The organism is Faecalibacterium sp. An192 (genome assembly GCF_002160175.1).
Taxonomy (GTDB): Bacteria; Bacillota; Clostridia; order Oscillospirales; family Ruminococcaceae; genus Faecalibacterium.
In genome coordinates this window covers 1-13,273 of record NZ_NFKB01000066.1, presented here as the reverse complement: position 1 = coordinate 13,273, position 13,273 = coordinate 1, and the positions used below count along the sequence as shown (strand labels likewise).

Sequence of the window (13,273 nt, the reverse complement as noted above, 5' to 3'; positions counted from 1 at the left end):
ATCCTTCGCGGCTGGCAGACCGTACTTACGCGACGTGACGCGTGGCTAGTATTCTAGGGCTATGCCCGCATATGAAAAACCCCCGGCTATGCCGGGGGATATTTATTGTTATTCAAAACAACTGCGCAGCCCTACATGGAGAACTACCTGCTTGACCCCAGGTGCCAGATTTCCAATAACCTTGCTGAGAACGCCATCCGTCCCTTTACTGTGGGACGCAAGAACTGGCTGTTCAGTGACACCGTGAAAGGAGCCAAAGCCAGTGCCGTGATCTACAGCCTGGTGGAAACAGCCGGTGCCAATGGTCTTTCTGAGCGGGGATACCTGCACATTGTACTGTCCAACCTTCCCTCCATGGACTTCCGCCAGCATCCGGAGCTGCTCAAGGATCTGATGCCCTGGAGCGACTACATGCGCAGTTGTTTTGAATAACAAAAAAGGACCAGCTTTAGCTGGTCCTTTTTCTATTGTCAAGTACACTGTTTTGTGAGGCGCTTACGATCAGGTAGCTCTTTTTTAGAATCAAATGCGTATCAAAATTGCAGCGCCAAAATAGCTCCACAATAGAGAGTCTCGCACAAATTCAGACGATTTTGCGTTTGAAAATAAGTTTATGCAATTACTCCATCTCGCTCCAAAGCCAGCCAGCTTAAACAAATTTGATTAAGTTATATTGTTGGAGGTATTTGGATTCTTTTCATTATTCTATGAGTGGACGCTACCTGCTTTTGGTTGCCAATCTGTTGCCAGCCAAACATCTGCAGGAATCTTATTTGTATTATACCTGAAATCCAGGATAAATTCAATCCAGCGACTGATTTCCCTAAATTCTTCCATATCCTTTGTATTATAATAAGGTGAACCACAGTTACCCACAATGGATCTTAGGATAAAGGAGGATCTGTCAATGAGAAAAAAGAGCAACCTGCCGGACAACCTGTACCACTTCACCAGCCTCATCAAATATCGGATCATTCTCGAGTCTGGCAAGCTTGCCCTGACTCCTTCCAATCTGAAATTTGATCCTGAGACATTCCATTACGAGCCCATCTACTTCCGGGAACAGGAAATCGGAATGCAGGCGGTGGACAAGTACAAAGACCACCATCCGGTTGTATGGCTCACCGCCAACGACCAGGTGACGGCTCAAAACACTGGCCTGTCCGATGACAAACTGATGTGCCGGATCAATATCAAGACGGACGGACGATTCTGGAGATATCTCCGGTGGCGTGACTTCTGCGACAAATATCACGCTGACCGTTTTGCAACGGCTGCACTCAAACAGTCAGCTTCCGATCACGCAAACTGGTACATCTGTGAATCGGAGATTCCGCTGGCCGACTTCGCCAAGGTTGAATTTCTGGACCAGGACGGACTTTACAAGGAAGCGCATCAGATTCCCGGATTCTCACTTGAGGATGTGGCGCCGGAGCTGTTCGTATAAGTACTTTACTATATAGATAGATTTAAAGTTCTCTTGACAACGATCTCCCACGCGCGGAGCATAGGAGATCGTCACTTTATTTTCGATTGTATAGCTCATTTAACTTTATCGCCACAGATTTTTATCTCAAGCGCTGAGAGCATCTTTCGGATAAATACAATATTACTAGCAATGTATACTGTTTCGTCGTCCATTCGCTGCACATCAAAATTTTGTAACAATTCAAAAGATTCGCTGGCAATTTGATCTTTTGATAACAATTCTATAATATCTTTGTCTTTAAATTTCAGATCATCCAATTCATGCGCTAACTTATTTCTCATATTAATTACTCGAATCACACAGTCGTAAAACGGAAATACTGTTGTCTCGTGCTGAATTGATGTAATTGTAAAATTAAATGCATCTAAGCAAGGATGATTTTTAAAAATACGAATGATTTGATTAATAGAAAGATTTTTGAAAGACGATCTTTCTTCAAACTTGATGCAATCCAATCTCACACAATGAGCTTCATACTCGATATAACTTCCAATTTTACCCCCATAATAAAAATATAGTTGGTGTAAAATCTCCGAAGGTAAAGTTGGTATATTACTTTCAAAAACATTTCGAATCATGTGTTCAAGCTCATTATATTTTTTAAGAAATTCAAACACAATTATAGATTTTAGTTGAAGTGATATTGTTTTTGTATCTATTCCTTGGATGCCATCCATCTTAGCCCACCATTACCAATTGTTTTATCCGACAAAGCCTTTCATTGACATTACTAGTCGTTGCTGGTGATTTCTTTAGAGTATCCATTATCTTTTTATCATTAAATACTTGTTCAGCTTTTTGAAAAAACTTTGCTTCATCTAATTGTAATGCAAATGGCATTAGCGTATCAATCACATAATCTGCATTCGGAACTCTACCAAATTTTTTTCGAAGTTGAAGCGTCCGTGTAAGCAACACTATTAGATTATCCTTTTCAATATTTGCACTTCCCTTTTGGATCTCTTGCAGAACATTATTTATCATGTCGCGCGGTCTTGAGTTGTATCCGGTGACTATTCCTTGTTTCAAATCAGAGCGCAAATAAAACGCAAGCGACCTATAGAGCCGCCCATAATCTTCATATCTTTTGATATCATTTTCAGTAAAAATAGACTCGTAATAGTCTTTGTTTTCTTTGAGTTGCTGATTCACAAATTCTGTAATTTGAGCCGTAACTTCAGATTTATAAATTGCTCTTCTAATTTCATTTACTTTTAATTTTTCAGCTCCACGATTTAGGCGAGCAAAAATATCATATTTTGTAAATTCAGGTGAATTTGCAGTGATAACATAGATATCAAGAATGGATGATAGCATCTCAGACGTCTTTTCTGTTTCAATTTCTCGAATTTCAGGAAAAGTTTTCCCTCCAAAAATATCTGCATAATATTCTAAGTTTCGTTCTTTTAAGCAGAGTGTTCCTTTTATAAATTCCCATATTGCTGTTAAGCGCTGTTTACCATCTACTACTTCATATTTTGTTTCTTCCAAAATATCCTTTCCTGGTATTTCCACCACATAAATTGGTGGAATCATTATCTCCATATATAAAGATTCAATAAACGCCGTTTGTTTATCAACATTCCAAATAGCGCGTCGCTGGTAATCTGGATCAAGTATTAATTTTTTGTCTCTTATCTTTTGATAAATCTCAAATATTGACCATGTCTGACGAACAATCTTAGTTTTCTCTAAGAGTGCTCTCTTTTTTTCAAATTCATTTTTGACAGGTTCTTTTTGATCCTCTGCAATTTCAGTATTCTCTGCTAACTGAAGAGTTTCATCTTCTTGTTGTTCAATTTTTTCATATTCTGAGCTTAAGTCTTTAACTGTTTCCATGTATAACGCCTCCAATCATTTTTTATCATTATATGGCAATAACATAATAAAATTTCTCATATAATCCCAATCCGGAACATATTTATCATTCTGGATTTTTGCTGGCAACCGAATTGTTGATTTGACCATTCTTTCTGGTCTCCATTTCCTTCCGTATGCCCATCGATATTTATCCATTTCAATGATAGTTGCAACAAATAGTGCACTATACATATCAAAACGTCCATTTAGAATATAGAGCGGATTGACATCATGGCTACATGTAAATGGAATTGGCTGGTAAAAAGCACATCCAACAGATCCATTATTGGTTACACATACTGCATCGCCGGCAAACATCTTTTCTTCAAGAGAAACATTATTTTCATCTCCTGTCTTTGATGCAGCTTCAATATCTTCAATCGAATAATACTCTGTAACTCCATTACAACGTTCTGTCGCACCTAAAAACGGAATTTCTCCATCGTAATTATGATCGGGTTTTTTGTTATAAAATCCTTTTTTTACATCAAAAATATCAGAATATACGAATTCCTTCCAGCTTTTAGTATCAATTAATTTTTTTAGGGACTCTTTATTTGTCAGCAAGAAATTGAAGTAATCCATAACATATTGTGACGAAGAAGCAAATTTTTCATCAAACAATTTCCCAATGCTGACTAAATACGAAAAATACCCGTTAATTGTATTTACAAAGTTAGAGACCGTCAGCGTTGAATAGTCTGTTTCCATATACGCTTCACAGACCCATTCATCCAATATTCCAACCTTACTGGTTGCGGATAGGCCTGGCTTTTCTCGGCGATTTTTATACAGATCAATCCACTCTTGTTCAATGCTAACCCATTTGCTTTTTTGTGTATTTGAGTCAATTTGTTCAATTCGTCCGATATTCTTTTTCTTTTTAAATCCATCATCCTTATAATATCCAAAGAATGTATTTGGAGTAGCTATATCTGAATGTTTTTTTCCAATTTTGAATACCATGCAGCAAGTCTGTACTGTTGCCCCTGGATGAAAAATATCATTAGGTAACGTAAATACTGCGTCCAAGGTATTTTCAGCCAAGATTTGCTCTTTAATTTCCTTAATCACTCCTTTAGTACCGATCGCACACGCTACAGGTAATAAAGCAGCCAAAATTGCTTGCTGATTTATAGAGTTTAACACGTCCATAACATATTTTACAAAGTATAATCCTTTTGAAGGATCTTCCTTTTTATCTTTTGGCCATGTTGAGACGTAACTCTCAGGAAGATGAATTCTTTGCCCATTATACGGCGGATTCATTAAAATAATATTTGGCTTTGCTTCCTTAATCCAATCTGCCAAAGCAAAACAACTTCCTTGACGAATATTTGAATTTCCATCAGAATGGATCAACATATTAGTTGTTGCTAGACCGTAAATATTTTCATCAAATTCAATTCCGTATATTTGCTTCTTTTTTACTTTTTCTTGCTCACTTGCCGTTGCACAATCATCTAGAGCCTGTGTCATCGCCCGAACCAAAAAAGAGCCACTTCCACAGCATGGATCAAGAACCACGGAATGCTTGTTAACACCTGTTATTTTGGCCATAAAATCTGTAATATGATCAGGTGTAAATGCTTGATTCTTATCTGATTTTCCAACATATTTATTAAATGTAACAAAGAATAAATTCAGCAAATCCTGTCCAGATGTACTCTTATCATTAATAAAAGGTAAAATATTATCCTCAATAAATTTTAATATTTCTCTGAAAGCTATAATATCAAGATGTCGGATATATTGCCCACCTAGAACATTCCGATTAAGTAGCGATAATTTCTCTGCTTTATTCAGATCCGAATTTAATAATTCCTCAAGTACTTCTTTAATTCGTGCTCTTATCTGTGCTGCTGATAAAGAAGGCGTCGAATAATCCAATCCGTTCTTTAGTGCCAGTAAGCATGTCCCAACAAATTGGCTTCTTAGCTTTTCAGGGATACTATACCGATGCAGTATCTCATTAAGCCTATATGTATTTTGCATCACCTTTTCTTTATTGTTGATTTTTGATGTGTAAAAATCAACATATTCGTCCATCGTTCGTAGAGCCGTTTCTTTAGGCATATAATCTCCATCCGAAACTACTCCCCGCCATACTTTTATATGGTCATTAATTGTATTTGCTAAAATTGCAATTATTTTGTTTCCAGTAAGAGCTTTTTCATATTCAACATATGCCGATAATTGTTCCTCATCACTTTTTGAAAAATTCTGCTTTGTTTCTATAAGAACAGAAATATTCCCTTTTACAAAACGAATATCAATTTTTTCAAATGTACGTCCATTACTATTACGAATCGGCCTAAAATCCAGTGCTTGAGACGAAAAAGCCTTTGGATAGCTATATTCGTCATTTTCAATATTACTTGTCAAATATTCTCTTCCAACAGTGCGAATCATGTCTGTTCTAATCACATTACCATCCCTTCAATATACAAAGCAATTAGCTCCAATTAATACTATTTACCATACCTAATTTCTCTAAGCATTTGGTTCATACTTAATAACTTAACAGCCTCTAATTACCTCACAACTAGCCAGAGCCTTTACAACCTTTCATTTTTTATTATTATAGCTCATTGATTATGCTTGCGTCAATAATTCTAGGTTCTCTATTCTTATAAGTTTTGGTTATTGTTACAAGACAATACTACTCACCTTAATACCTCCATCATTTTCCAGTTTTTTTGCGTATTCTTGTAATTTATACGCATTGCTTCCTAGCTGCCAGGCGTAGGCAATCAGGTAATCCACATGATCTACAACGTATCGGTTTGCCGCCACAATAGCCGCCTTATAGGGCACTTTCTCCATACCAGGAGGATAGAACAAACTGTCAAAGCCCTCCGGCTTCTGGATGGGCCTCTTTGCTGGATGATAAGGAAGCAGCAGCGTCAGTTCCACTTCCGGGTGCCGAGCCTTTGACTCCTTCACTGCCCTGGCAGCAAGGCTGTCAAACCTGCCATAGTGTCCTACGATAAATTCCCCTACCCCAAATTCTGTGATATGGCGCTCCACTTCAGCCAACAATGCCGGGTAAATAGTATCCGGGGCATCTCTATGGCCAATGAAAAAGCAGGTCTTCTTCATAGTCCGCCCTCCTTTTATAGTTGTGTGACTCGTTAAAATTATACGATACAAATGATTAACTTGCAACGAATTGTAAAAGTATAATTTACGAAGAACACAATTAAAGGGGTGACTCAGGTGAAGGACATTCTTTCTGTTATCACCGCATATCGAGAAGAACGCGGCTGGACCGAATACCAGCTTGCAGAGCGTTCCGGTCTCCCACAGTCAACTATTTCTTCCTGGTATCGGAAAAATATGATTCCCACCATCCACTCCCTGGAAAAGATTTGTACTGCTTTTGGAATCACTCTTTCCCAGCTGTTTGCCGAGGAAGATGATCCCGTTGCTTTAACGGATTCGCAGAAAAAGCTTTTGGAATGCTGGGCCAGGTTGACCGAGGAGCAGCAGGCTGTGGTGTTTGCCCTAATTGAAAAGATGTAATCAGGTCCCTTGTGTATCGGTGAAGCTGTCAAAGAGCGGATTCTGGAGCTATGCCGGGAGAAGAATATCTTCATCAACAAGCTAAGCACCATGAGCGGTGTCACCCAATCCACCGTGAACAATATTGTCAGTGGCCGCAATCGGAGCGCCACCATTTCCACCATCAAAAAGCTTTGTGATGGCCTGGGAATTACTATCGAGCAATTCTTTGATTCTGACCTGTTCCAGGATCTGGATCAGGAACTCCAGTAAAATAAAAAAGCCCGCCTGCACCCGCACATAAGCTGTACGGATACAGGCGGTTTATCATTTTATACGGTGTTCTTTTCTAGATTTTCTCCTTCTGAGGCTTGGCTTTGGGGCATTCAAAAAGATGCCAGAGTTTGTTCCTTTCAATCTCTGCTTCATAGCTCTGGAGCTTCCTTTTCAGGGCTGTATTTTCCTGTTCAAGGCCTACTGCGCTCAACTGACGCCGGACTGATTTATACTCCTGTAATTCTGCATTCAAAGTGGCCACTTTGGTTTTCAGTTCCCCGATCAGCTTATTGGCGGCATCCAAAGCTTTCTTTAAACTGACCGCCTTATGCTCCTGGGTACAGTACTTCTTGGCAGCGCCTGAAAGAGCTTCATATTCTGAGCGCTCCAAAATCACCTTGGAAGAAAACGGAACTGGCCGCGCTTCGATCTGCTCCACTTTCTGGATCTCCACCTGCTGCCGCTGGACTTTCTCCAGCTTCTTTTCCAGAGAGGCAGCCTGCTGCGCTTTCTCCTGGGTCTGTTCAGTTAGGGCTGCCAGCCTTTCCTGCTCCTTCTGAACCTTAAACTGAGTCACGGTCAAATGCTCCTCCGAGCTGCCACGTTCCCCTCGTTCAATATCGGTATACCCCGCTTCCTGCATATACCGGTAGAAGTCATCCTGAAGAACGCTGTAGGATTTCTTGAGGATTGGTTTCCCCTTCTCGGTCCTCAATGGCTCTCCGGTGGTTTCGTCCAAGACAGGTTTGGAGGCCCACTTCTTGCTCATACTGACCTGCATGATGCTCTCCTTCACCTTTCCCACCAGGAACTTATCTTTGCAGCGTTTGGTCCAAAGGATTTGCTTTTCTACCACCGGCACATACACCACATGGAGGTGGTAGTGGTAGACATCCTGACCCAAGGCATCCGACATGGCCCGGTTTCGTTCATCGGCGTGCATGACTGCAGACAGGATATACTGTTCCCCTCCCACAATCTTGATGGCAGCCTGATAGGCAGCCTCGTAAAATTCCTTGGCAAACTCATACCCGCCCCGGTTGAAGAAGTAAGCAGAGTTCACATCAAAGACCAGTTCTCCATACCGGAAGGCGTCCTCCTTGAGGCTGCGGGTGGAGATGACGCCGGCTGCCTCCATTTGCTCAAACTGTTCCAGATAGCTGCCATCCGGCTTCTTGAAGTGGACGTTCAGGTGGGAGAGTTCCGGGACAATATCTGGGTTGACGTAGGAGTCCTTCTCGCGCTCGTTGTGCTGCTGGGCATTTTTCAATTTCTGTGTGGTCAATCTCATATTTCTCGCGCTGGTACGGTCGATACCGTCGCCTCTTGCCATAGCGCTCCTTTCTCGCCCACTGGGCGGCAGATACGGGGTGGCCCGGGAGATGCACTTCTGCGGAAGTGTAATAACCCACTATGACACTTTCAGCCAGAGGCTGTAAAGTGCCGTGGGCTCTCCGAGGGGGATTGCGGCTCCTGCGGGAGCCGCTCTGGTCTGCGGTCAAATAAGGAATCCCGCAGAGCAGTCAGGGCCATCGGCCCTGTGCAGACTCGCCTCCCGATGGTGTGCTCATTCTGCAATCTGTGACGGTTGTGACGATGGTGACGGTACTTTATACACCCCTTTCAGGCATCGTCACAACCGTCACCATCGTCACGTCTGGGCGGCTGCCAAGGCTAAACTGATCCGGCTGCCATTCCGGCCATGGGTATTTTCATACCGGATATTGAAGTCATTGAACAGCTTGGATGCCCGGACATTCAGCCGTTTGGTCAGGGCATTTGCCTGGAGCTCCAGCCCTAGTGCCGCGATCAGCTCGGTAGCACTTCCCTGCCAGGTGGGAGCCTCTGCCGTGAGCAGAGCCGCCACCTTTTCCAGAAGCGGGTCCGGTGGCTCCTTCCAAAGTTCTTTCTCTGCGTGGTCAAACTCCCAGATTAACCGTTCTTCATCCCGTACCAGGTACACCCGCTGGTCCGGCTGATCACGTCCAACCACATCCAGCGTGGCCGTTCCCTTGGTTCGTTTTTCCTTTTGGAGTACAAAGGCACCGTCCGCACAGCCCAGCAGACCCGTGGTGCCGGAGATCATATCAAATTTATCCCCCGCCGGGGTTTTCCGGGTATGATGGACAATCAGCAGGCAGATGCCATGCTTGTCCGCGAACTGTTTGAGGCTCCCGATGATCTGATAATCCTCCGAGTAGCTATAGCCGTCTCCAGCCGCTTCCCGGACTTTCTGCAAGGTGTCAATGATGACCAACCGGGTATCTGGATGCTCCTTGATGAAATACTCCAGCTGTTCATCCAAGCCGTTTCCCAGCTGTTTGGCATCGGTGGCGAAATGAAGCCGGTCGGTCCCTTCTACCCCGAACATTCGGAACATCCGTTCCTGTAGTCTACGGTGATCACCTTCCAGAGCCAAATACAAGACTGTTCCCGGATTGACCTTATATTCCCACAGATCCTGCCCAGTGCTGACATGGTAGGCAATCTGTGCCACCAGGAAGGATTTGCCGACCTTGGGAGCACCAGCAAAGAGATAAGTCCCCGTATACAGCAGCCCTTCGATGACCGGAGGCTTGCTCTGATAAGCCGTGTCAAACAGGGTCTGCAAGGTAACGGTGGGAAGATATTCCGGAGCCATCATCTTCTGCCGCAGACGTGCCCGCTCTCGCATGCTCAGCTTTGATTTTTCATCGGTTTCATTGATTTTTTCGTCCGAAACTGGTATACTTTCTACTGTAGAGTTTAGATTGGACTGCCCTTCATCTGCGCCAACAGATGAGCCCTGGGCAGTCTTTTCTTTTGCGTCAATTTCCATAGGCAGATTCCTCCTTCATTCCGTCCAGAATGACAGCGATCATCTGGATGACTTCCAGCAGTTCCTGGTCCATTTTTTCTCCGGCTTCGATCCGCCGGAGTTCTTCCCAAACAGCCGCCAGCTGCTCCCGCAATGCCTTGAATACCCGGGGATTTCCCTGGACGATCACCTCTCTTCCCAACAGCCGCCGGGTAATATAGTCCTGCTTGGTTAGCCCAGACAATTTCACATAGGTCTCAAGCTGCTTGTCCTCCTCCGGCGATACCCGGAAAGCTACAGTTTTATTCCGCCAGCGGTTGTGCTCATCACGATTTTTTTGAGACATTTTCTATTCCCCTTTCTACATCCAATTTGTCCGCCATCTCAGCTTGCCGGGACGGGAACATGTGCGCATAGTTATAGGTGATTTCTATACTCTCATGACCCACTCGGTCGGCAATTGCTGTGGCAGAGAAGCCCATATCAATGAGCAGAGAAACCGCACTGTGTCGGATATCGTGTACCCGAATGCACTTCACTCCGGCTTCCTTTGACCCTCGCTTCATCTCCCGGTAAAGATAGCTTTTTGTGACCTGAAACATCCGGTCCTCTGGACCGATCCCATACAGCATTTTGAGATAGTCCTGTATTTCTTGAACCAGAAATTTTGGCATGCGGATCACCCGGTTGCTTTTTTCAGTTTTGGGAGTTGTAATGAGGTCCCGTCCGTTTAGGCGCTGGTAGGATTTTGTGATGGATACGGTCCCCTTCTCGAAATCAAAATCAGAAGGTGTCAAGGCCAGTAATTCACCCTCCCGGATGCCACACCAGTACAGCATCTCAAAGGCATAATAAGAGAGAGGTTTATCCATCATCACCTCGGCAAATTTCAGGTACTCCTCCTTGGTCCAGAAGAGCATTTCGCGATTCTTTTTCTTCCCCATGCTGCCGGCCTTTTGGCAGGGGTTATTCTGCAAATTATAAAACCGAGTCGCATGGTTAAAAATCGCGCCGAGCTGATTATGCACCGTTTTGAGATAGACCGGAGAATACGGTTTTCCGTGTTCATCGCGGTATTCAATCATCTTGTTCTGCCAGGTGATAATCTGCTGGGCTGTGATCTGACTCATTCTCAATTTTCCGAAATAGGGCAGCAGTTTGGTGCGGATGATATGCTCCTTGGTCGCCCAGGTATTTTCCTTCAGACGTGTTTTCATGTCGGCAGTATAAAGCTCTACGAAGCTCTTGAAGGTCATATCCAGGTCAGCATTGCTCTTAATAAGCTGTTCCCGCTCCCATGACTGGGCCTCTCGCTTGGTTTTGAACCCTCTCTTCTGGGTTTGCTTCTTTTCGCCGTTCCAGTCGGTGTAGCGGTAAACGGCTCGCCAGGTTCCCGTCTTTTCATCCTTATAAACAGACATCAACTCTCCTCCCTTCCATCTTCGCTGTAGCACAGCTTCTTCATGAAATACTTCCGATTGATCCGGCCTGAAACGGTGATATATCCCATCTGGGCCATTTCTTTGTTCAGTTGGTGAACGATCTTATAGGCGTGAGATTTGGAGATTCCCAAAGTCTCCGCCACCTCGTCCACTCGCATAAAAATCTTTTCTTCGCTCATTTGGATTCCTCCTGTTTTCTGGATGCCGCTGGTTTCCCTCCAGCGGCTTTTGTGGGTTTGGTTCGGTCGGTTTGGCTTCCACCAGGCTGCCGATAGTGGGCCGGCACTCATTTTTCAATCTCCGATTGACTTACGGAGCCTCTCACCCTATCGCCTGCGACGGTTGTGATCTCGCTCGGGCTGTAGCTGGTGGGGAGTCTCTCTTCCCTGTCCTCGTCGCCTCCTCCGGGGACTGCCCGGATTCTTCGGGGTTCTGGTTCGCTCGTTCCTTGCGGAAGTCCTGGCGTTCCCTCCCCGATCTGGCTCTTACAGAGAAGTCGTTGTCTGGTGGGTCTTCATTCAATTTTCAAGGTTCGGATGTACTAAGCATTTTTGTTTATTATTATTATACTATACAATTTTGCTTAAGTCAAGAGGCCGGGCGTGATATATTAAACTTTTTTGTTTTATTTTCTCTTGACTATCTTAAACATATCTGTTATACTTAGATTACAGCAAACTGACGAATGGAGATGACTCTCATGGCAATAGGTGAACGCATCCGCTTTTTCCGCATTTTAAGGGGAATGACCCAGAAACACCTCGGAATGACCGTCGGCTTCCCGGAAAAGTCTGCCGACGTCCGGCTGGCTCAGTATGAAAATGGCTCCCGGTCGCCCAAGGCCGACCTGACCGCGTCTCTGGCCGAGGTGCTGGATGTCTCCCCTCAGGCTCTCTCTGTGCCTGATATTGACTCCTATACCGGCCTGATGCACACTCTCTTCACCCTGGAAGACCTCTATGGTCTCAAGGTCCGTGAGTTAGACGGTGAGGTCTGCCTCACAGTGGATGTGCGCCAGAACAAAGATGCTGCCCGCCTCCACGAGATGCTGTGCAGCTGGCGGGAGCAGGCTGCCAAACTTGAGGCTGGCGAGATCTCCAAAGAAGATTACGACAAGTGGCGCTACCATTACCCGGAGTTTGACAAGTCCCAGACCTATGTGAAGATGCCTTCGCAGGAGCTCAACGATATGCTTGTTGACATATTTACTGATGAGAAAGTAGAGTGACCAAATGAAAAAATCTGATATTTTTTGGCAAACGTATTTAAATCTCGAAAAGGAAGTAATTGAAGTATCTAAGTATATTTTCTTTACTGATGAAGTACTGGTGAATAGCAAGGGCAAACTTGTTACACAGTCATGCAATTCTCAATTAGAAGTGTTTTCTCCGCATATCTCAGATTTATTAGTTCGTTGCTGTGTTCAAATTGAAGCACTATCTAAAGAGTTATATTTTGATAATGGTGGTACCAAGCCAAGAGGGGACACCAGTATATTTTTTGACGAAGATTGTTTAAAGTTGATTGATATAAAGTGGCAAACTCATAGCAAAGAGGTGCTCATTGTTGCTCCATTCTTCAATTTTACCAAGGATGAAAATAGGATACTCAAACCATTAAAGGAAGCGCACAAGAGACAAGGAACATATTGGGAAAAAGCTTATCAAGCGGTTAAACATGATAGGTACTCCTCTTTACAAAAAGGTAATATTAAGGCCCTTATACATGCCTTAGCCGCACTATATTTGCTTAATCTCTATTACCGAAATGATTCATGGATAACTACATATCAAGACATATCTAGAGCAAACCCAGAAAATAGAGTGAAGTCACCGCCGCACTGTACAGCAGTGGTATGATAAATGTGGAGATGATGAATATGCTTCACAATGAATCACGGAACTT

General features: G+C 43.6%; 14 protein-coding genes and 1 pseudogene. 6 read left to right on the top strand and 9 right to left on the bottom strand.

Annotation, left to right across the window (positions count from 1 at the left end; all coding sequences use genetic code 11):
- Positions 1-135: 135 nt before the first annotated feature.
- Positions 136-432: pseudogene (locus B5F27_RS14445) on the top strand (transposase); the annotation flags it as partial.
- A gap of 475 nt (positions 433-907) precedes the next feature.
- Positions 908-1,447 carry a hypothetical protein gene (locus B5F27_RS14440; protein WP_087368806.1) on the top strand — a complete coding sequence of 180 codons (540 nt, stop codon included), beginning with the start codon at positions 908-910 and terminating at the stop codon, positions 1,445-1,447.
- A 95-nt stretch (positions 1,448-1,542) separates the two neighbouring features.
- Here B5F27_RS14440 and B5F27_RS14435 read toward each other — a convergent pair whose 3' ends face one another.
- The 4 genes from B5F27_RS14435 to B5F27_RS14420 form a co-directional block, all read right to left on the bottom strand.
- Entirely contained in the window at positions 1,543-2,166 is a 624-nt protein-coding gene (locus B5F27_RS14435; RefSeq protein ID WP_087368805.1) for a hypothetical protein, read from the bottom strand.
- A gap of 1 nt (position 2,167) precedes the next feature.
- Positions 2,168-3,328 (bottom strand): DUF262 domain-containing protein, encoded by a 1,161-nt coding sequence (locus B5F27_RS14430; protein WP_087368804.1) that lies wholly within the window; start codon positions 3,326-3,328, stop codon positions 2,168-2,170.
- 15 nt (positions 3,329-3,343) lie between these two features.
- Positions 3,344-5,776 (bottom strand): N-6 DNA methylase, encoded by a 2,433-nt coding sequence (locus B5F27_RS14425; protein ID WP_158098257.1) that lies wholly within the window; start codon positions 5,774-5,776, stop codon positions 3,344-3,346.
- 222 nt (positions 5,777-5,998) lie between these two features.
- Positions 5,999-6,451, bottom strand: a complete 453-nt coding sequence (locus tag B5F27_RS14420; protein ID WP_087368803.1) for a hypothetical protein — start codon at positions 6,449-6,451, stop codon at positions 5,999-6,001.
- Positions 6,452-6,568: 117 nt separating this feature from the next.
- On the opposite strand from B5F27_RS14420, the gene B5F27_RS14415 reads away from it, so the two are divergent.
- On the top strand, positions 6,569-6,874 hold the full coding sequence (locus B5F27_RS14415) for a helix-turn-helix transcriptional regulator (RefSeq protein WP_087368802.1): 306 nt from the start codon (positions 6,569-6,571) through the stop codon (positions 6,872-6,874).
- A 9-nt stretch (positions 6,875-6,883) separates the two neighbouring features.
- The gene (locus tag B5F27_RS14410; RefSeq protein ID WP_087368801.1) at positions 6,884-7,126 is read left to right on the top strand and encodes a helix-turn-helix transcriptional regulator; all 243 of its coding nucleotides are present in this window, start codon (positions 6,884-6,886) and stop codon (positions 7,124-7,126) included.
- A gap of 76 nt (positions 7,127-7,202) precedes the next feature.
- Here the strand turns inward: B5F27_RS14410 and B5F27_RS14405 are convergent, their stop codons facing one another.
- The 5 genes from B5F27_RS14405 to B5F27_RS14385 form a co-directional block, all read right to left on the bottom strand.
- Positions 7,203-8,462, bottom strand: a complete 1,260-nt coding sequence (locus B5F27_RS14405) for a plasmid recombination protein (RefSeq protein ID WP_087368800.1) — start codon at positions 8,460-8,462, stop codon at positions 7,203-7,205.
- A 318-nt stretch (positions 8,463-8,780) separates the two neighbouring features.
- A complete protein-coding gene (locus tag B5F27_RS14400) occupies positions 8,781-9,947 on the bottom strand; it encodes a helicase RepA family protein (protein ID WP_087368799.1) in 1,167 nt (388 codons plus the stop codon).
- Entirely contained in the window at positions 9,937-10,272 is a 336-nt protein-coding gene (locus B5F27_RS14395; protein ID WP_087368798.1) for a hypothetical protein, read from the bottom strand. Before B5F27_RS14395 ends, B5F27_RS14400 begins: the two co-directional genes overlap by 11 nt.
- Positions 10,253-11,347 carry a site-specific integrase gene (locus B5F27_RS14390; protein WP_087368797.1) on the bottom strand — a complete coding sequence of 365 codons (1,095 nt, stop codon included), beginning with the start codon at positions 11,345-11,347 and terminating at the stop codon, positions 10,253-10,255. Before B5F27_RS14390 ends, B5F27_RS14395 begins: the two co-directional genes overlap by 20 nt.
- On the bottom strand, positions 11,347-11,547 hold the full coding sequence (locus tag B5F27_RS14385) for a DNA-binding protein (RefSeq protein ID WP_087368796.1): 201 nt from the start codon (positions 11,545-11,547) through the stop codon (positions 11,347-11,349). The genes B5F27_RS14390 and B5F27_RS14385 overlap by 1 nt, the downstream gene beginning before the upstream one ends.
- 521 nt (positions 11,548-12,068) lie before the next feature.
- Here B5F27_RS14385 and B5F27_RS14380 point away from each other — a divergent pair.
- Together B5F27_RS14380 and B5F27_RS14375 are read left to right on the top strand one after the other, a co-directional pair.
- A complete protein-coding gene (locus B5F27_RS14380) occupies positions 12,069-12,596 on the top strand; it encodes a helix-turn-helix transcriptional regulator (RefSeq protein ID WP_087368795.1) in 528 nt (175 codons plus the stop codon).
- Positions 12,597-12,600: 4 nt separating this feature from the next.
- On the top strand, positions 12,601-13,227 hold the full coding sequence (locus B5F27_RS14375; RefSeq protein ID WP_242962206.1) for a hypothetical protein: 627 nt from the start codon (positions 12,601-12,603) through the stop codon (positions 13,225-13,227).
- Positions 13,228-13,273 lie beyond the last annotated feature (46 nt).